The organism is Candidatus Bathyarchaeota archaeon (genome assembly GCA_026014585.1).
Taxonomy (GTDB): Archaea; Thermoproteota; Bathyarchaeia; order Bathyarchaeales; family Bathycorpusculaceae; genus Bathycorpusculum.
Genome location: JAOZIA010000024.1, coordinates 461,237 through 479,938 on the forward strand (window position 1 = coordinate 461,237; position 18,702 = coordinate 479,938).

19 protein-coding genes and 1 tRNA gene are annotated in these 18,702 nt (G+C 42.1%); 6 read left to right on the top strand and 14 right to left on the bottom strand.

Going from position 1 to position 18,702, the window contains the following annotated elements:
• Nucleotides 1-16: 16 nt before the first annotated feature.
• From NWF01_11630 to NWF01_11660, 7 genes are all read right to left on the bottom strand, one after another.
• The gene (locus tag NWF01_11630; GenBank protein MCW4025662.1) at nucleotides 17-1,243 is read right to left on the bottom strand and encodes a polysaccharide pyruvyl transferase family protein; all 1,227 of its coding nucleotides are present in this window, start codon (nucleotides 1,241-1,243) and stop codon (nucleotides 17-19) included.
• Nucleotides 1,244-1,245: 2 nt separating this feature from the next.
• Nucleotides 1,246-2,433, bottom strand: coding sequence for a glycosyltransferase family 4 protein (locus tag NWF01_11635; protein MCW4025663.1), 1,188 nt, complete (start codon nucleotides 2,431-2,433; stop codon nucleotides 1,246-1,248).
• Nucleotides 2,434-2,450: 17 nt separating this feature from the next.
• Complete coding sequence (locus NWF01_11640) at nucleotides 2,451-3,227, bottom strand: class I SAM-dependent methyltransferase (GenBank protein ID MCW4025664.1); 777 nt, start codon at nucleotides 3,225-3,227, stop codon at nucleotides 2,451-2,453.
• Between the two features lie 34 nt (nucleotides 3,228-3,261).
• Complete coding sequence (locus tag NWF01_11645; protein MCW4025665.1) at nucleotides 3,262-3,870, bottom strand: class I SAM-dependent methyltransferase; 609 nt, start codon at nucleotides 3,868-3,870, stop codon at nucleotides 3,262-3,264.
• A 150-nt stretch (nucleotides 3,871-4,020) separates the two neighbouring features.
• Nucleotides 4,021-5,226: a DUF1972 domain-containing protein gene (locus NWF01_11650; GenBank protein MCW4025666.1), complete on the bottom strand. Its 1,206-nt coding sequence runs from the start codon at nucleotides 5,224-5,226 to the stop codon at nucleotides 4,021-4,023.
• Nucleotides 5,223-6,188: a glycosyltransferase family 2 protein gene (locus NWF01_11655; GenBank protein ID MCW4025667.1), complete on the bottom strand. Its 966-nt coding sequence runs from the start codon at nucleotides 6,186-6,188 to the stop codon at nucleotides 5,223-5,225. The genes NWF01_11650 and NWF01_11655 overlap by 4 nt, the downstream gene beginning before the upstream one ends.
• Nucleotides 6,189-6,317: 129 nt before the next feature.
• Nucleotides 6,318-6,791, bottom strand: a complete 474-nt coding sequence (locus NWF01_11660) for a hypothetical protein (GenBank protein ID MCW4025668.1) — start codon at nucleotides 6,789-6,791, stop codon at nucleotides 6,318-6,320.
• Between the two features lie 521 nt (nucleotides 6,792-7,312).
• On the opposite strand from NWF01_11660, the gene NWF01_11665 reads away from it, so the two are divergent.
• Nucleotides 7,313-7,428, top strand: a tRNA-Ser gene (locus tag NWF01_11665).
• A gap of 11 nt (nucleotides 7,429-7,439) precedes the next feature.
• Here NWF01_11665 and NWF01_11670 read toward each other — a convergent pair.
• Nucleotides 7,440-8,471 carry a hypothetical protein gene (locus NWF01_11670; GenBank protein MCW4025669.1) on the bottom strand — a complete coding sequence of 344 codons (1,032 nt, stop codon included), beginning with the start codon at nucleotides 8,469-8,471 and terminating at the stop codon, nucleotides 7,440-7,442.
• 151 nt (nucleotides 8,472-8,622) lie between these two features.
• Here NWF01_11670 and NWF01_11675 point away from each other — a divergent pair, with 151 nt between their 5' ends.
• The 3 genes from NWF01_11675 (at nucleotide 8,623) to NWF01_11685 (ending at nucleotide 12,533) form a co-directional block, all read left to right on the top strand.
• Complete coding sequence (locus tag NWF01_11675) at nucleotides 8,623-11,025, top strand: AAA family ATPase (protein ID MCW4025670.1); 2,403 nt, start codon at nucleotides 8,623-8,625, stop codon at nucleotides 11,023-11,025.
• A 386-nt stretch (nucleotides 11,026-11,411) separates the two neighbouring features.
• Nucleotides 11,412-11,771: an endonuclease domain-containing protein gene (locus tag NWF01_11680; GenBank protein ID MCW4025671.1), complete on the top strand. Its 360-nt coding sequence runs from the start codon at nucleotides 11,412-11,414 to the stop codon at nucleotides 11,769-11,771.
• A gap of 186 nt (nucleotides 11,772-11,957) precedes the next feature.
• Entirely contained in the window at nucleotides 11,958-12,533 is a 576-nt protein-coding gene (locus NWF01_11685; GenBank protein ID MCW4025672.1) for a rubrerythrin family protein, read from the top strand.
• Nucleotides 12,534-12,547: 14 nt separating this feature from the next.
• On the opposite strand, the gene NWF01_11690 is transcribed toward NWF01_11685, so the two are convergent.
• The 5 genes from NWF01_11690 to NWF01_11710 all read right to left on the bottom strand — a co-directional run bounded on the left by NWF01_11690 (nucleotide 12,548) and on the right by NWF01_11710 (nucleotide 16,469).
• On the bottom strand, nucleotides 12,548-12,988 hold the full coding sequence (locus NWF01_11690) for a YbhB/YbcL family Raf kinase inhibitor-like protein (GenBank protein ID MCW4025673.1): 441 nt from the start codon (nucleotides 12,986-12,988) through the stop codon (nucleotides 12,548-12,550).
• A gap of 64 nt (nucleotides 12,989-13,052) precedes the next feature.
• The gene (locus NWF01_11695; GenBank protein MCW4025674.1) at nucleotides 13,053-14,771 is read right to left on the bottom strand and encodes a hypothetical protein; all 1,719 of its coding nucleotides are present in this window, start codon (nucleotides 14,769-14,771) and stop codon (nucleotides 13,053-13,055) included.
• Nucleotides 14,768-15,538, bottom strand: a complete 771-nt coding sequence (locus tag NWF01_11700; protein ID MCW4025675.1) for an ABC transporter ATP-binding protein — start codon at nucleotides 15,536-15,538, stop codon at nucleotides 14,768-14,770. Before NWF01_11700 ends, NWF01_11695 begins: the two co-directional genes overlap by 4 nt.
• A gap of 133 nt (nucleotides 15,539-15,671) precedes the next feature.
• Complete coding sequence (locus NWF01_11705) at nucleotides 15,672-16,100, bottom strand: OsmC family protein (GenBank protein MCW4025676.1); 429 nt, start codon at nucleotides 16,098-16,100, stop codon at nucleotides 15,672-15,674.
• An 81-nt stretch (nucleotides 16,101-16,181) separates the two neighbouring features.
• Entirely contained in the window at nucleotides 16,182-16,469 is a 288-nt protein-coding gene (locus tag NWF01_11710; GenBank protein ID MCW4025677.1) for a 2TM domain-containing protein, read from the bottom strand.
• Between the two features lie 149 nt (nucleotides 16,470-16,618).
• Here NWF01_11710 and NWF01_11715 point away from each other — a divergent pair, with 149 nt between their 5' ends.
• Entirely contained in the window at nucleotides 16,619-17,608 is a 990-nt protein-coding gene (locus tag NWF01_11715; GenBank protein ID MCW4025678.1) for an ATP-binding cassette domain-containing protein, read from the top strand.
• On the top strand, nucleotides 17,605-18,375 hold the full coding sequence (locus NWF01_11720) for an ABC transporter permease (GenBank protein MCW4025679.1): 771 nt from the start codon (nucleotides 17,605-17,607) through the stop codon (nucleotides 18,373-18,375). The genes NWF01_11715 and NWF01_11720 overlap by 4 nt, the downstream gene beginning before the upstream one ends.
• Nucleotides 18,376-18,396: 21 nt before the next feature.
• Here NWF01_11720 and NWF01_11725 read toward each other — a convergent pair whose 3' ends face one another.
• Nucleotides 18,397-18,684, bottom strand: coding sequence for an iron-sulfur cluster assembly protein (locus NWF01_11725; protein ID MCW4025680.1), 288 nt, complete (start codon nucleotides 18,682-18,684; stop codon nucleotides 18,397-18,399).
• Nucleotides 18,685-18,702: the final 18 nt, after the last annotated feature.

The following is an 18,702-nucleotide window of genomic DNA, read 5'->3' on the forward strand; positions in this document are numbered from 1 at the left end:
TCTCAAGACAGCTGCCTTAAAAATTGTCGATAACGTCACAAATACCCCAAACTTGCTTTTTCAGCTCTTCTGCTTTAATGGATAATTTATTTTGTATTTCAACTCGTGCGGATATCATGGTGTTTATTTTTAAAATCAAATCCTCACAGGTTAGTGTCCTAAAATGACTAACAAATTCATCCAGACCCACCATCCGCATTATTCCGGGGGTTTTTTGGCTGTACGCTATTCCAATAGTCGGAACACCCATTGATAACGCAGCAATTATCGAATGTGTTCTTGAACCAATAAACAAGTCACACTGACCAATTATTGCTTTTAAGATATCAGCTTCAGACTCGTCAGTGACTGGAATTATGTTTTGTTTTTTAGTTACTTGCGAGTACACCTTGCGTACTGCATCAAGGTCGTCTCCGCCGATTTTTGCTGAGTGAGAAGGGGGGTCACTTATTTTCTTTAACTGTATTTCATGCGGAATAAGAAGGACTGTAGCGTGCAAGTTAGTGACCAAATAATCCGCGGTTTTTGCAAGTATTTCGGTGTATTTCTCTGATTCAGAACTTATCAATTGTGAAGCACCGATGCCCACTATGAGACTTTTACTTTTTAATTTGGAAAAATATTCAATAGATTTAGGTGATGCCTCCTGTACAATAAAAGCGACATCTGGAACGTCAAATATGATGTTCTTGTTTATGCCAGCAGCTAAAAGGTACTTTTTAGAAAGCGGTTCTCTAACCATCACGGCTCTGGCCCTGTTTAGGAGATTTTTAACGAAGAATCTGTCAAAGCTCCGGTTAAATGGACCCAGAGAGGATGGGAAAATAAGCAATGGTTTTCCAGTCGCGTCGATTAGAAGGAGCTTAACGATAAAATCGAGATAAAACTTTGAAAGAAGCACAGAATTTTGTAGTTGGTTTCTACCAGTAAAGCCATCACCATACACTCCTACAATCAGGTCTGCCTTGAAGTATTCAGAAAGAAGAACGGGAATAGCCGCAAAGAAAGATTGTTTTTGTTTTGTTATTTTTACATCAAAATTAAGCTTACGGCACTGCTCATGTTCCTCTTTTGGATGAGCAGAAACTATGCAAAGTTTTGCGTCTGGTGCATATTTCTTAAGTAACATGAAAGCACCGATGCCCATTTCGCGGGTGCCCAAGCTACGATGAGTAAAACTGGCGCCGTCAACAAATATTCTCTTTGGCTTAGTTGAACTGTTAGTGTCTTCTTTAAAAACCATATCTAAACCAAGTTTTTGTAAACTTCAAGATATTGTCCAGTAATTTTCTCGATACAGTATGCATTTCTGGCAAAGGCACGAATATCATTGCTGAACTGAGGTAACAAATGTGAGTTTTTCAGGGTTATTACTTGATTGGTTAGGTCCACCATTCCGTCACCCAGTATACCATATTTCCCTTCTTGAGTTAGTTCAGAGGAGAAAGGTAATTTTAGCATCAGGGGGATCTTTCCTAAACACATACCTTCCAAAAGGGTCATCGGGCAAGCTTCATAAAAACTGGGAATTAACACAAATTTGCAGCTTTTTAGGCTCTTTATTAGTTCCCGTTTTGAAGTGAACCCTTTTAGCTGGACATTTGTTAATCCCAAAGCTTTAATGCTTTGCTGCATTTTGCCAAAAAGAGGACCAGTACCATGAACAATTATTTTGAAGTTAGTATTCCTCTTTTGCAGCAAGTAAGCCATCCTAATCACGTTTGAAGCACCTTTTCGCCAGTACAAACGACCAGCGAATAGAATTTTTTCCTCTGATTCGTCAATGCCGTCTGTGTTTTCGCAGTAGTCCTTATCAAGCGATTGCAAGTCAACACCGTTATGTATAGATTGGATTTTGTTTTCGTATTTTTTGCCCATTTCGATCAGGATTTCAGATTTCAAAGCTTTTGATACGGTTATTACAGCGTTAGAGTATTGAAGTTCCTTTTTGTAACTCATGTGCCAAGCAGGGTAGCCCAAGAAGAATTTTGAGAAGTCATCGATTGTTCCACCACGAAAAATTGATTGTGAACTTGCAATCTTGTCAAAAAGGGCGCTTCCATGAAAGGTAACAAGCACGGGAGCATTCTTATTTAGATTTTTTACTAAAGGATAAGTACAACCTGACTGCCCGTGGATAACGTCAACGTCTAAGCTTTGGATTATTTTTGATATTCTCTTAAAGTTCCAAGCTTGAAAAATTGTATGCCTAGGCGGAATGCTTGGGTACGGAAGTCTAATAACATCCACAGCATTTTCCATTACCCGTTGAAAACGCGTAGTTCCAATGGAAGAGATGTCTTCGGGATGACCAGTTATAACATGAACATTGACTCCTCTATGTGAGAGCCCTTTTGCCAACTCAAAAGCGAAATTGCCAATTCCTCCAAAAATGATAGGAGGGTAATCGTGAGTAATCAAAGCAATATCCAAAGATTCACGCTTGATTTTTAAGTATAGATTATGCCTATACCGAATCCTTTCTGATTGGAACTTGCAACAATCTCCTGATGCTTGTAGATAGGTTTTATTTCATTCCAAAACTTGCTAACACCACCTACTAATTCCTGAGGACCAGCACAAATATCATGGAACGCTATTAAGCCGCCTTTTCGAACAAGCGGACTGTACGCATAAAAATCGTTCTTTACGCCTTCATAGGTGTGGTCAGCATCTATGAAAATAAAATCTAATTTTTGCTGGTTCAGCAGTGTTTTGATTAAATCAACAGTTGAACGAGCATGAGAATCCTTTCGAACTAGATACAGTTTCTGTTGATCTATTGCAAATGAACGGTAAAGCATCATTTTCCAGTTGGGATACCATACACCGCCGTATTCGCCTTGCGGCAGGTCAACGCTGATTATAGTGGCATTAGGTTTTGCAATACGTGCCAACAGGAACAATGCGCCACCTCGTGCGGTTCCAAGTTCCAAAACATATTGTGGTTTATTTTTTTCCAAAATTTTAAGAAGGCTGGCGAATTCTTTTTTGATTTGAAGAGGAGCGATATTTAACAAAATATATCTTGTGAATTTGAAGGCTAAATCAACAAATTCCTCTATACTGGTGCACTGATCTGCCTCTTTCTTTAGGTGGTCTGCTGTATGCAAGGAGAGTGATTCGAAAAAACCTTGAAGGGCAGGCATGAAAAGAAAACGTAGAATAACTTTTCTTAACCATGGCCTGTTGACAAGAATTGTATCGTAATTATCAAGCAGGGCCATAACTTACCATTGATACTGAAAAGTGTAAGTGTACTTAATCATGCTTAACTTTTGCCACAATAATGAAACCGAAAGGGAGAATTTTGAAAAAGACATTTCTTAATGCAAGAAGATGCCCAGAAGCCTTAGAAGTTGGGACGCCGTAGTTAACATTTTTTACAATAATGAAGCCACTTTTTGTTAATTCCTTTATTGTTTCATTTCTTGAAGGAACACTGACATAATCATAATAAAACAAGCCATGTAATCTGGACGGCAAATAGCCAACAAATGGAAGAAATGAATGGTGCTCGATAGGAAAATATCGGTTAGGCAATTGTATGATGAAAAGACCATCTTTTTTCAATATTGCTTTTACTTCTTCAAAAAATTGTTTCCGATAGTCTTCAGGTATGTGTTCTATCAAACTAAAAGCGCTGCAGAAACGAAAAGATTGCCCTTTGAAAGGCAACATACAACTGCTACCTACTATGTAGGGTGCTTTATCCTTGGCGCTAAAAAGGTTAGTTATATCAATACCAACTGTGTTGAGGTCATATATTTCAATGATTTTTTCCGTTAAGCTACCTGTCCCGCAGCCAATGTCAAGCAAGCAGGGTTCTAATGAAGCAGTATTACTGGATAGGTTAAGTTCTTGCTCCACGTTTTCCAGCATATTAGCGAGAAAGAGGTCTCTTCTGGGGGAAAGGGTAGCTGCAAAAGTGGTCCATATTTGATGTTTAACGTATTTGTACATGCCACGCCAAAACAAGTTCGCTCTCAAATAGACCATCTAAAGACTGTATAGGTAAGATTAGTCAGCGTGATGGCCATTGGAGAAATTATGGAATGATTTTGCGCAGACTTCAACCATACCATCTACTGAGTAGCCAATTTTGTATTTCTCATATACTTGCTGTTTCATCTGATTGAGTTTATCAGTGTCTATTTTTTCAATCTTTTTTATTATTTTGGCAAGATTCCCAGAGGTTTTATTAAAATATAGTGCGCCTATTCCGGCTACTTCCCTGTTAAATGAAACATCTAGAGCAATTATTAAGTTATGACAACTCAAAGCTTCGACGAGCGTCGGGTTAGTTCCTCCTACTTCGTGACCATGTATGTATACAAAACAATTATGTCTCAGCATCCTTTGCACTTTAGGCTCGTATATGCCGCCTAAAAAGAAAACCCTATCAGATTTTGACTTCAAAAGTTTTTTAACATATGTGGTTTTTTTTAATGGACCAACGATAACCAGTTTTTTGTCTGAATTTGATTTTAGGTATTCCTCAATTATTATGTCAATATTGTTTTCGGGCTCTAGTCGAGCTATTACTAGATAGTATTGATTCTTCTCAAGATTATATTTCTTTAAGAAGGTTGAATCCAAAGGGGGGATTTCACGGGTGCCGTATGGTATGTAGACTGTGGGAGCCTTGTATGCCTTCTGGTAGTAAGTACAAAGGACTTTTGAGTCGACAACAATATAATGGGCTATTTTTAGGGTAAGAACCTCAAATGATCGAAGCAAGAATCTTAATGCATAACTGTATTTTCGTCTCTTCCATTCTAAACCGTCAGGATTCACAACAACAACTTTACCAAAAAGCCTAGGCAAAATTAGAACGGGTACAGAAGTGTATGCTAACATGTATATTATATCTGCATTAAAAGTTGCCCAAAAAACTGAAAGTGCATCATAAACTGCAGGTTCAGAAAGATTTCTCAAAGAAGTGATAACTGGAAAATACATCAAGTTAACATCTTTGTATGTTCCATGTTTTATTGTAAAATCTTTAGATTCACAGGTTACCGATACTTTGAAGCCTTTCTGAACCAACCCCAGACTTAACTCTTGAGTTATCGTTTCATATCCACCATATTCAGCTGGAATCCCCCGGGAACCCAAGATCGCAACCCTAATCTTTTTTTGGTGCTCCTTTGCGTTTAGATCACTGGAGCTTGAATTAGAAAAAACAGTAGACAGATTTAAAAATTTGAATAGACGCAATTTCAATTAAGGAAGCCTTTTTTGGCTAGGCGCTGAGTGATTCTTTGTTCCATCCGTTTTATCAAAGCAGATGTGGCTGCAACTGCAATAGCTTGCGCTGCAAAAAGTAGTAAAAGGACACCCACTAGTGCCCAGCCGCTATGCCAGATGCCTACAGTGGATTGACGAAAGATAACCCAGCCAAGTATACCTGTTGCTGGTATAATTGCTGTGCTGGCAAGAGCGGAGAATAGTAAGACGGGATTATGTTTCCAAGACAATTTAACTAATGCACTAAGAATCCCAAAGCCATTCCAAGTAGAGAGTTTACCTTTACCTATCCGTTGTCTATATCCAATAGGAACTTCTGTTATATTGTATCGTGCAGCGGTTTGAGCAGCGATCTCCACTTCAGTTATGAAGCCTTTGGAGCTAAGTTCAAGCTGCCGTGCTACTTCAGTATTTAGAAGATACATACCTGAGCATACATCGGAAAGGTTTGCGCTAAACAGCAGATTGAAGGCTTGTGTGATTACTTTATTCCCAAATCTGTGGATATAACTGATATTTTTTCTGTCACGTACACCTATTACCTGAGAGTATATGTGGCAGTGTGCAAGCAGTTTCCAGATGTCTTTAGCTGGGTAGGTGAAGTCTCCGTCAATAACAAGCATGTAGGGTGTTGCGACGTTGTCTATGGCGGTTTTTACTGCACCTGTTTTGCCTCTGCCATGCTGGTGAATGAATTGTACGCCACTTTTTTCTTTTATGATGTTTAGGGTGTTGTCGGTTGAGTACCCATCAATGACCAGAATGTTCTGGTAGCCTTCTGACAGTAGTTCATCTATTACTTTGCTGATGGCTAATTCTTCGTTTTTAACAGGGATAACTATGGTTACTTGGTCTTTCCTGATGGGCGTGCAGTTAGATGTGAAAACGTTTTGGGTCACAGCAGAATTGTTAGTTGCAGAGTCTTGGGTTAAAACCACTTTTTTCAGGGCGAAAAATTTTTTGAGACAGCATTTTTTGGCATCTTTATTGTTTGTTGCTGGTGGTTTTGTGGGGTTTCATCACGACAAGGGAAAGGAGAATGAAAGTAAGTTTACCGCTCAACCCTTTCACACCGTAACTGCAAGTTTTCTGCTTGCTTGATACATTGGCAGATTGTTGACTTCGGTTACTGTGAGGTATCTGACGAAGCCTTCATCATTTGCCCATTTGTGAGATAGTTTGTTTCCCCAGACGTGGGCTATGCTGCTTATTTTTTGGGCAAGTGGAAACCCGTAGCTTATCATGCCGGATCGTATTTTGCCTATGAAAGCGGGCAAGCCACCGATGGCGCAAAGCAATTTCTCTGATAGTTCAGTCATAAGTTTTAGAAGCAAAGAGCTTTGGATCCGGTCAACAGTTTGGATCACAGCTTCGATAAATCTTCGTTTCTCTAAACTTAGGACTTTGAACCAAGAATTGTTGCTTCGGATTGCCTTCTGTTTAAGTTTAATCAAAAATTGTCTACCGCCAGTTTTAACCATGCTGCCTATATTTTGAGTACGCCCTGTTTGATTTGTCTTACCAAAAATTTCGCGTTTCATTGATGAACCTCACTTTTTTTTCTTGCTTTTTTTGGATGCTTTTGAAAACTAGGCGTCACGGAGGTTTTTTTCTGGTTGAGGATATTTTTTGGGGGTTTTTGTGGTGAGGATGATTCTTGGTTTTCTTGTTGCTGTAGGTAGTCTAGAATGCTTATGCAAACTCGTAAGCAGTCTTCGCACAAAGTGAAACCGTATTTTAAAAAAAGAAGCGGTTTTGTTTCCTTGCAGATTGGGCACTTACCAGTTTTTATTCCAACAAATGACAGATGTTTGAATAACGGTTCTGTTTCTTGCTGGGTTTCTTTTGGTTGAGTTCGGGGGCTCATCATACAATTCACTTGGCAGACAAACGGTGATTGTATGTCTTACAAGTGGTATATATCTTTTGCCCGTTTTCTGAAGTGATAAAAAAGGCTTTGAAAAAACAGCAAAACAACTAAAGCATTTAAATCAGCCATAAACCTTTAAATTCAGCTTAACTAAAGAGTGTTGAAAACCAAAGCAACATAAAAGACTGCTATGCCGAGGTCTCCTAGCCAGGCAGGGAGCAAGCCTGGAGATGCACTCTTTTCAGGGTGCACCAATCAGCTTGTGGCCTCTCGGGGCCACGGGGGTTCAAATCCCCCTCTCGGCGCCACCATTAATCCATTATTTGGCATTTTTTGGTTTACCCATCGGCACTAAACCAGCCGAGATAGCCAGTATGGGACCAACAATTAAGCCAGCCCACATAAACAAAGCCACTATACCCATAACCACAAAAGAGACACGCTTTTTAATTGTGACTCTCGGGCTGCTTTTAAGAGAAAGGTGAAGAACCAATACCCCAAGAAGGAAGGGTATAAGTGCAAAGATCATTGTGACTATGGCTTCTGCACCTGCATTTACTTGCAATGCTGCAAAGATTAACTGGTAAAGTGTTGTTGCTGCTGTTCCAATAAAGGTAATTCCTGCTATTGCACCCAGCCAAGCCATTAAATTTGTGAGACTGTTTTGTTTTTTTAGTTTCCAAGCAACCAAAATTCCACCCACTACAAGAGATGCAAGCATGGGTGCAAAAATTATGGCGAGACTTTGTCCTTCCCACTGATAAATGCTGATTAGGCTAAACGGTATTAAAATCCACTCTTCAACAGTGTATATTTCTAGGTCACCCACTGTTAAGCCATAATTTCCACCTTTGGGTTCATCAGATTGCTCAAAAACTACAAGATAATACTTTCCCGGTGCAGGATTTTCCAACGTGAAATCGGCTAACTCTACAAATACGCTTGGAGAAAAGGGTTCAAAGGTGGGTTTTTGTTCTGTGTTATTTATGAGTTGGGCACCATATTCAGAGGGCACTGTAATTTCTTCTGGAATATTGCCATCGGAGGATATTTGTGGTCCCATCAGAATTATTCGCGGATTGAAGTTTTCGTCTTCAACTCTTATGGATTTGTAGAGTAAGGTGTGTATGTTTTGTCCAGCAGTTATGTTAAAAGTGTAGTATTGGGCATCGCCGTCTTTGTTTAGTGTTGAGTATATTGCCCAAGATTTGGCGGGGTCAGGAATAACTGTAGCGGTATCGATTGATTCGTTATTGTCTGTTTCTAATGGAGAATGAGCTATAACTATTGGAACAAAAAAAGCCATCAGCAAAGCAAAAGGTATTGTTACGGTTAGGATTTTTCTGTTCAAACTCTAACCCCAATCAATATTTTCTTACTTGTAACTAATAAATCTCTGTCAATTGCTCAATTGAGATAACATCTGCTGATCTTACGTGTTAAGTGTAACTTAGATAAAGAATAAATGTGTGGTTTTGTAACTTTTTAATGAGGTTTTTGTTATGACTACTTTACCAGCAGAAAAACTTAGGCGAGCCTGTGATGCTAATTTTATGCACTGTGAATCCACCAAAGATTTAACTCCAATAAGCGAAATCATTGGTCAAGAAAGAGCCGTCAGAGCCTTACAGTTTGGATTAAACATCAAAAACCACGGGTTCAACATTTACGTGGCAGGCTACTCGGGGACAGGAAGAAAAACAGCAGTTAAAAATTTTGTTGAAGAGCTAGCTCAAAAACAGCCCGTGCCTTCAGATTGGTGTTATGTGAACAATTTTGGTAATCAATATGAGCCTAAAGCCATCAGGTTGCCAGCGGGTAAAGGCAAAGAGTTCAAGGATTCGATGAAGAGTTTTATTGACAGTATAAAATCGGCGTTACCTAAAGCTTTTGAAAGTGAAGATTATGCATCCAAAAGAGCTGCAACCGTTAAAGAACTGGAACGGCAAAGAGCCGCCCTTATTGACCAGTTAAACTCAAAAGCCCAAGCGGAAGGCTTTGTTATTCAAACCACCCCAATTGGTTTACTTCTTATTCCAATTGTAAATGGGAAGCCGTTAAATGAGGAAGAAATCGCAGCACTGCCTCAAAACATCAAAGAAAAGCTTCAAGAAAAACGTGACAAGCTAGAAGGCGATTTACGTAACACCATGCGGCAACTCATTGACATGGAGCGAAAAATCCGTGAAGCACTCAAAAAGCTCAACCGCGAAGTTGCCCTCTACGCGATTGGAACCCAAATCGACAGCATGCTTGAAAAGTACACAGAAACTGATGAGGTTACAGAGTATCTAAAAGAAGTTCAAAAAGATATTTTGGATAATTTACAGCAGTTTACCAAGCAAAATGAGCCCAAGCAGCAATTTCCATTTGCTATACCGTGGATGAAAGAAGAACCCTACAAAAAATATGAAGTAAACGTGGTTATTGACAATTCTGAAACCAAAGGCGCGCCAGTTATTATGGAAACAAACCCTACATACCACAACCTTCTGGGAAGAACCGAAAAAGAAGCCCAGTTTGGCGCGTTGACAACAGATTTTAATATGATACGTGCAGGAGCCGTCCATAAGGCCAATGGCGGATACCTCATTGTGCCCGTTGAGGATTTGCTACGTAGCCCATTTGCTTATGATGGCCTTAAACGGGATATCAGGGACCAAAAAATGTACATTGAAGAACCAGAAGAACGCTACGGGTTCATCAGTGTTAAAACCCTAAAACCTCAACCAATTCCCATGGCAACTAAAGTGATTTTGATTGGCAACCCCGAAATTTACCAGTTAATGTTTAGCATGGACCAAGATTTCCGAGAACTCTTCAAGGTTAAAGCCGAATTTGACACAACAATGCCTAGAACAACTGAAAATGAGCAGCAATACGGCGCTTTTGTGTGTGCTCTTTGTGAAAAAGAGAAACTAAAACATCTTAATGGGGCAGCATTGGCTAAACTTATTGAGTACAGTTCAAGACTAGCTCAAGACCAATACAAGCTAACCACGCATTTCTCCGCCATCGCTGACGTCATCAGAGAAGCAAACTTTTATGCGGAACAAGACAAAACCGACCTGATTATAGGAGTCCAGGTAAAGAAAGCTATTGAAGAAAAAATTTACCGCTCAAAACTAATCCAAGAAAAAATTCAAGAAATGATAAAACGTGGCTTCTTTTTGATTGACACCGTTGACCAGAAAACTGGACAGGTTAATGGTTTAGCGGTTTCAGGATTGGGAGACTTCATGTTCGGCACGCCCTCTCGCGTGACAGCAAGCATCGGTTTAGGCAAGGAAGGCGTGATTGATATTGAAAGAGAAGCAAAAACAGGCGGTCCAATCCACACCAAAGGCGTCCTTATCCTAAGCGGCTACATCAACGACAAGTACACCAAAGACAAGCCACTGAGTCTCTCAGCGCGGCTGGTTTTTGAACAGAACTACGGCGGAGTAGAAGGTGACAGCGCATCAAGCACGGAACTCTATGCTATGCTCTCAGCTCTTAGCGGGTTACCCATTAAGCAAAATATTGCTGTAACGGGCTCGGTTAACCAGAAAGGTGAGGTTCAGGCAATTGGCGGTGTGAACGAGAAAATTGAGGGTTTCTTTGAAGTTTGTAGAGCTAAAGGCTTCACAGGTAAGCAGGGCGTGATGATTCCAGACAGTAACATTCAAAATCTTATGCTTAAAGAAGAAATAATTGAAGCAGTGAAAGCAGGGCAATTCAGCATTTACTCAGCTAAAACTATTGATGAAGGCATTGAAATTCTCACAGGCACCAAAGCTGGCGAACGTGAAGCAGATGGAACCTTTGAGGAAGGCACCGTGAATTATCTTGTAGATAAGCAGCTTAAGGCTATGGCAGATAAACTCAAAGAGTTCCCCCTCTTTGAAACCCAGAAAAGAGCATAAAACTAAAAACGCTCTTTCCCCACACATTTTTAATGCAGTTTTGTATCATGAATTGGCGTTTTAAGGCAAAAACGCTTGATAAAATGCTTGTTTTGTAGCGCTTTGTTGTTGCAAATGCACAACCACAACGCCATTTATACCAGCTTAGGTTTGTTTATTGTGCGAGAGAAATAGCCATCCAAGAGATACACCCATCTTGGCGGGTCAGCAGGTTAAACAGGCTGGCGGTCAGGGTCTATTGCTCGGGGCGAATTTTTTGACCCCTCCTGAATAACAGTGGCGGCCCGCTAAGCTCCTTTTTGGATCAAGCTCGCATAAAATTATCACCGTTATTGTAAATAGTGTTTATTAACCGTTAACCATACTTGCATGCTCAAGGGTTAACTTTGAGTTACAAACGTCACATGCATCCAACAGTTAGCAAAGCAGAAATAGACGTGTTCAAAGCACTCAGCGCACAAGGCTTAACAGGCGGCATGCTAACCCAAAAACCCATCATCCTAAAAAGCACCATACCCGATTTTTGCTGGCCTGAAAAGAAAAAAGTGGTCTATCTTGATGGCATACCAGTGCACAAAAAAGACAAACAACTTGAACATGACGAGGAAGTAACAGATTTGCTTGAACTGCAAGGCTGGGATGTGCTGCGAATCCGCTACGACCCGCCGTTGACAGAGAAGGAATGCGCAAAAGTTATTGCTCAAATTAAGAAGTTCATCAATTTTGATGAAGAAGAAATAGAGTAGACCCCTCTATCGTTTCTGCATTGTATTTCTAATAGGCTCCAAATAGAGCTTTGACCTCTCTCTATGTTTTCTGCATACCTTGACTAATAGGCACCAAATAGGCAATAGTGTTAATTGAAAAGGCCTTAACTGTATGGAATGGTTTTTATTTTTCTGTTTAGCATGATATACGCTAAGGAAGTTTTAATTATGGATTTTAAGGGTAGCCAAACAGAAAAAAACCTCCTCGCATCCTTTGCAGGAGAATCCCAAGCAAGAAACCGTTATACATTCTTTGCCAGCGTAGCCAAAAAAGAGGGTTACGAGCAGATTTCAGCCATCTTTGAAGAAACCGCAGCCAACGAAAAAGAGCATGCCAAACTGTTCTTTAAACATCTACAGGGAGGCGTTGCAACCATTACTGCTGAGTATCCCGCAGGCGTAATTGCCTCAACAGCTGACAACCTCAAAGCTGCAGCAGAAGGCGAAAAACTGGAATGGACCACACTATACCCAGATTTTGCTGCTGTTGCTGAGAAAGAGGGCTTTTTGGATGTAGCGAACACTTTTAGGATGGTTGCGCAGGCAGAAACCGCTCATGAACGCCGCTACAACAAACTGCTTGAAAACATCAACACAGGCAAAGTCTTCAAGAAAGACGCACCGATTAAGTGGAAGTGCCGAAACTGCGGCATGGTCGTTGAAGGCACAGAAGCACCAGACAAGTGCCCAACATGTGCACATCCGCAATCATTCTTTGAAGTTTGGGTAGAAAACTACTAACCAACTTTTCTTTTTTATCTACTATAAAGTCCTAATAGTTCGGCTTTTGCGATTACGTGTCCTTGCAGGGCAGCCTCCAAATCCTGCTTATTCGATTTCTTGCTTAGGGCGAGTTCGCAGTCCAGCGCGTAGATTTTAAAGACGTAACGATGCGTTCCATATGGCGGACACGGTGGAGTGTAACCTATTTCGCCGCCACTGTTTAAGCCCTCAACACCCGGTGCGGTGTCCTCATTGATTTCGCTTGTTTGCGGCGGGATGTTCCATATTATCCAGTGCACAAACGTTCCTGACGGCGCGTCGGGGTCATCCATTATCAGCGTCAGTGACTTGGAGGTTTTGGGTACGCCAGATATTGACAGCGGGGGGCTGGTGCCGGTTTGGTCGCAGGTGTATTTTGGCGGAATTTGTTTGCCATGCTCGAAGGCTTTGCTTTTTACTGTTAAGGCTTCCATAATTTTGGTCTCCAAAAATCATTTAAAATGTGGGTTGGGCGGGATAAAAATTTATGCTGGATGTTTAGGTTTCGGCTTTTCTTATCAGTTCCTCTGCACTGCCAATGTCTATTTTGTAGAAAACTCCAGTTATCACTGATGCGATTACGCCGCTGATTATTAGTGGAAGCACCAATGAGAAGTCAAAGTTGAAAATTAAAGTGCCTGTGGTGCCTACGGAGAAGAGTGCGCTTATCACTGCTGGGGCAAAGGGCGCCAAGATTGCCAAACCTGCCAAGCCGCATCCGATTATGGATATGAAAGCCCATTCGGTACGTATCATTCTGGCACGTCTAGATACACTAAAATCTGCACCTCTAAAGCCCATGCAAAGTGAAATTGACGCTACCGCCACGCTTAAGAATACGCCTTCTACTAACGCGAACACTATAAAGCCTGGGTCTGGTTTGTAGAAGAAGATTCCGACAACTGCACTTATTACCATAATGATTAATGAGAATAGAACGTTAAATGCCAGTTTGCTTTTAACCAAGTTTTTGGGCGAAATCGGCGAGGCATAAATTCTCCAGACGGATTGTCCCTCTTCTCCGATTAGCATGTTACCAAGAGCCATTGCCATTACAGCTGCAGGCAACAGGAACATCATCAGAGAGAAAATCATTGATAATTCTGCTGGGGGCGATGAACCCGAGGCGCTACCACCGGTGATGCCTAAAGATTGCATGAGGAATACTAGTATGAAAACGATTGGGACAATGAAGGTTTGCATTAGTTCGCGTCGTCTGGTGAATGCTCGCAGGTCTTTTCGGATTAGGGCTGCTTCAGCTGTTGAGAACCCGATTTTGCCAAGAAAACCTGTTTTTGGCGTGTAGACGCCGCTTTTCTGTACTTTGATTGCTGGTGGCTCGTAGAGTCCAAATTTGACGTTTAATGTTACTGCAAGGTAGTATATGCCTGCGATGAAAAGAACGGATAAACCAAGAAAGAGTAGTCCTTCAAGATACATTCCACTGGCAAGGTAGAAGACGGTTGTTGCTGGCCAAACGAAGGGGATGTACCATGCGCTGCTTTGAAATGCGGTTAATCCTTGGAAGAAATCATAGAAGCCTTGCGTTATTGTGAAGTATATGACGTAGAATATGATGAAAAAGACAAGTGTGCCGATGAATCTTACCCAGACTGCTCCTCTGCCGCTGGATTTGTAAACGGCTCCTGTGAAGCGTATTTGCAGGATTCGGATGATTTCGGTTATGGAGCTTGCAAGAAACGCTGAAGCAAACATTGCCAATGATACTAGCAGTGCAGGTATTATTATGCCGTTGAAGGCTGAGAAAGCTATTACTCCTGCAGCCATTCCTAAAACGATGCCCATTGGGAACCCAAACAGGTTTGCTAGAATGGATGCTGCAGTGTGTTCCTGCCATGTTACAGGTAGCCAGTAAATCATTTGTGAGGCTGCTTTTAGGCCTGCAAGCTGAAACTGCTGAAGCATCGTTAGAACAACAGCAAAAATTAACACTATTGTGGGTAGAATGACAAAGATACTTACGGCTCCGTCTTGGACATTTGGAAGGTCAGGGATTTCATTGGTTAAACTTGGGTAAACAGAGGCAACAACAAAGTTAGCAAATATTCCCGCTACTACACCGATGACTATTGCTGTCCAGTAAGGCCAGTAAGCGATAAAGCTGTTTTCTTTATAGCGAGTTGTTTTTTTTCCCCTCAGCAGTCTACCTGATTTACGTTCAACCTGCATGAGGAGAAGGATGTTTTTCCAATTCATTTGACAAGTTCCTCGACAACTGCGCGTAAGTCCTCGGTTCCTGTAAGTTTGAGGAATATGTCTTCAAGACCTGAACTTGGCAAGCTTGCCCGTTCACGCAGCTCAGTCATGTTGCCCAGTGCGAGTATGTTCCCTTTGTACATTATGGCTATGCGGTCGCATACTGCCTCAGCGATTTCTAGCACATGAGTTGAGAGGATTGTGGTTACCCCTTGACGTTTAAGCTCGTTTATGAAATCTTTGACTATACGTGCGCTTCTTGGGTCCAGCGCGTTTAAGGGTTCGTCAAGGATAAGAAGTTTGGGTTTATGTAAAAAAGCTGAGATGAGGCTGATTTTCTTTTTCATGCCGTCACTGTAACTGTTAATCATGTCGCCTTCTCTGCCTTCCAATTGCAGGGCTTTTAGGTACTCGGTGATGCGCTGCTGTTTCTCATCTGCCTGCATGCCGTAAATGTCACCGATAAAATCCAAATACTCAAGTCCCGTCAAAAACTCATAGATTGCGGGGGATTCAGGAACATACCCGACAAGCTTTTTTACTTCTACAGAGTCCCGCTGGGGGTCTAAACCTAAAACTACAACAGAGCCGCCATCCGCTTTCACTAGTCCCATAAGCATTTTCAGGGTAGTTGATTTTCCTGAACCGTTAGGACCTAAAAGTGCAAAAATTTCGCCTTTGTTAATGGTTAGGTTGATGTTGTTTACTGCAACCAATTCATTATAGCGTTTGGTGACGCCTTTCAATTCAACAGCAGGTGCGCTCATGCTTACCGATACCCCAGCATGCAATAGAAAGCTATCAATATTTAAATTTAATGTGCAAACACCCAGCCCCGTCTCTATAGTCTATGTATTAATCAACTGCACTTAGCCAGTTAACCGCCCTGTTTTGTGGCTGTTACTTAAAGTTTAACTCAAAACTGATTGGCACTGCCTCACCCCAAGACTGCCGAATCGGACAAATCTTCTGTGCCATGCCATAAACCATAGTTGCTTTTTTGCGTTCATGCTCGCCATCTTTCTCCAAGCCCACATCCATAACAAAGTGCACATCAGTGAAAATCAATTTCTCCATGCCCTCCACATGCATCTTCAACTTAGCCTTAGTTTCCAAACTTTTCAGTCCCAACTGCGAATTTTTAGCTATCAACAAAAACAGCGTGTTCATACAGGACGCGAGTGCGGCGGCGAATACATCTTCGGGGCTACAGTAGCCTTCTTTTCCTCCAAACGATGGCGGCGGGCTTACTGTGGCTATTTGTTTTCCTTTCACGGATAGGCTGCATTCGGTGCCGCTTTCCCAAGTGGCTACTCCTTCAAAATTCATTTCAGGCAAAACAAATCATCCTCTAAGTATTTGTGGGGAAAAGTGTAATTTAATGTTTACGAAGCAGCACGTGCGAGCGTGTTAGTGTTGTTTTTCTTGTTCTTTTTTTAGTCTTTGATATTCTTCCTCGGTCATGCGGTCATAATATCCTAAGTACGTAAACGAGGTCATGTAATGTGCTGCAAGCCCGATGCCCCAAAACACCAGTGGAAACAAAAACCATGGAAACGTACTTAATCCGCCTGTAAAGAACCATATAAGAAACAGCAACGTGTTCACAGCCGCATAAACGGCGGCATGGATGTAGAATGAGAGTTTAGCACCTGCTCGCTCTCGCGCTTTTTGCCGTAATTGTTCATCTGAACTCAATGCTTTCACCAAAACCCATTCACTGTGTAGGTAACAGGTGATATTTAAAACCAGTTATTACGTGGCATCTCTGTTTTATGCGCTTTCCTCTTTTGTTGGTGAATAACCTTAAATCGCCCAGCGTTCCACTCCTAAAAGAAGTACGCCTTATGCCCTATACAATCCAAACCCGTCAACTCACCAAAATCTACAACGCTTTTAATGCAGTTGACCAATTAGACATCGAAGTGGAAACAGGCGAAATTTTTGGATTACTTGGACCCAACGGTGCAGGCAAAACCACCACTATCAGCATGCTCTGCACGATTCTAAAACCAACCTCGGGTTCAGCAACAGTAAACGGGTTTGACATTGTACGGGAAGCTAACAAAGTCCGCAAGTCCATCGGCATAGTCTTTCAAGACCCAAGTGTCGACGACCGCCTAACAGGACGGGAGAACCTGTATATGCACGCAAACCTCTACGGCGTACTTCCATCTGAGCAGAAAGAACGCATAGGGCGCATCCTTAAACTTGTGGAGCTTGAGGATAGGGCTGATGATTTGTTGCGGACGTATTCAGGTGGTATGCGTAGGCGATTAGAGCTTGGACGCGGCTTAATCCATTACCCCAAAGTGCTATTTCTGGATGAGCCAACCGTGGGTTTGGACCCTCAAACGCGCGACCACATCTGGAAATACATCAAAGAACTAAAAGAAGCCCACGACATCACCGTAGTGCTAACCACACATTACATGGATGAAGCTGACAGGCTCAGCGACCGCATAGCCATCATGGACAAAGGAAAAATCGTGGTGCTAGACACGCCTTCTAAACTTAAAGAAGCTCTTGAAGGTGACGTAGTGATTGTAAGGGCAAACCAGCCTGAAAAGTTATCGGCGTTGGCTTCTAAATGGCTGGGTTTTTCACAATCCAGCATAATTGATGGCGCTGTCGAGTTTACTGTGCACAATGGCAAAGCAGCCATGCCTAGAATCATGGAGTTGGCAAGTCAAAACGGCATTTACGTGGAATACCTTTTGCTTCGTGAACCCAACTTGGAAGATGTGTTTTTGCATTACACGGGCAGAACCATAAGGCAAGACACAGCTAAGGAACTGCACGGATTCGCCGCGGCAAGACGGAGGAGTATTAAATGAGTGAAATCCGCGGATTTTACACGCTTTGGCTGCGGGAAGTCAAACGCTTTATCCGTGACAGAACCCGCCTCATAACCAGTTTTGTTCAGCCGCTGCTTTGGCTGGTGATTTTCAGCGCTGCCTTCAACGCAAGATTCACTCTGCCTGAAGGTTTAAGTTATCAGCAAGTGATTTTGCCCGGTATTGTGGGTCAAACCCTGCTTTTCACGGCTATGTTTATGGGTATTAACGTGATTTGGGATCGAGAATTTGGTTTCATGAAGGAAATCCTTGTTGCGCCTGTGTCGCGGTTGACGCTGTTTTTGGGCAAGATGGTTGGTGACAGCACAGATGCAATGTTTCAAGGCTTAATCGTCTTTGTAATCGGCATAGCCATCGGAGTCCCCATTAACCCCATAGCAATCCTCTACGCATTACCCATCATGATACTGGTCACCTTTGGCATGGTCAGCATCGGCTTAACAATCGCCAGCTTCATGGGCAACCTCGAAGGCTTTGGCGCAATCCAAACATTCGTAAACTTGCCCATCTTCTTTTTGAGCGGTGCACTGTTCCCTCTAAAAGGCGGGAATCTACCCGAATGGTTAACCACAATCGCCGCAGGCAACCCCCTCACTTACGGCGTAGATGCATTAAGACAGGTGGTTTTGGGTGATGCTTGGATGCCGCTTGCGATTCAGCCCTTGTGGGTGGATTTAGGCGTGGTTGCCCTCTTTGATTTGGTTATGATTGGCATTGGCACTTGGGCATTTTCAAAAATGAAATAAACCGTTTTACAAAAATAGCGTTTATTCTTTGTTTGTCATATCGTTAATCTGCTGCTCCATTACGTGTCCACGGCAGAAAACCTGAACCTTCTTTAACCCCTCAACCGTGACTGCGGCGGCTTTGAGGTCTTTGGCAAGCTTAAACGCAATAGGGCAGAACGGGCTGGTGGGCACGAACTCTACGGAGACTTCGCCGGGCGCGGTTTCTTTGACGCTGTGAATCATCTGCATTTCCTCAAAAGTTTGCCCAGTTTCGGGGTCTTGCACGTTACCTACGGCTTGCCGCACTTTAGTTTCAAGCTCGGTCATAAGGTTCACTTAGCATTA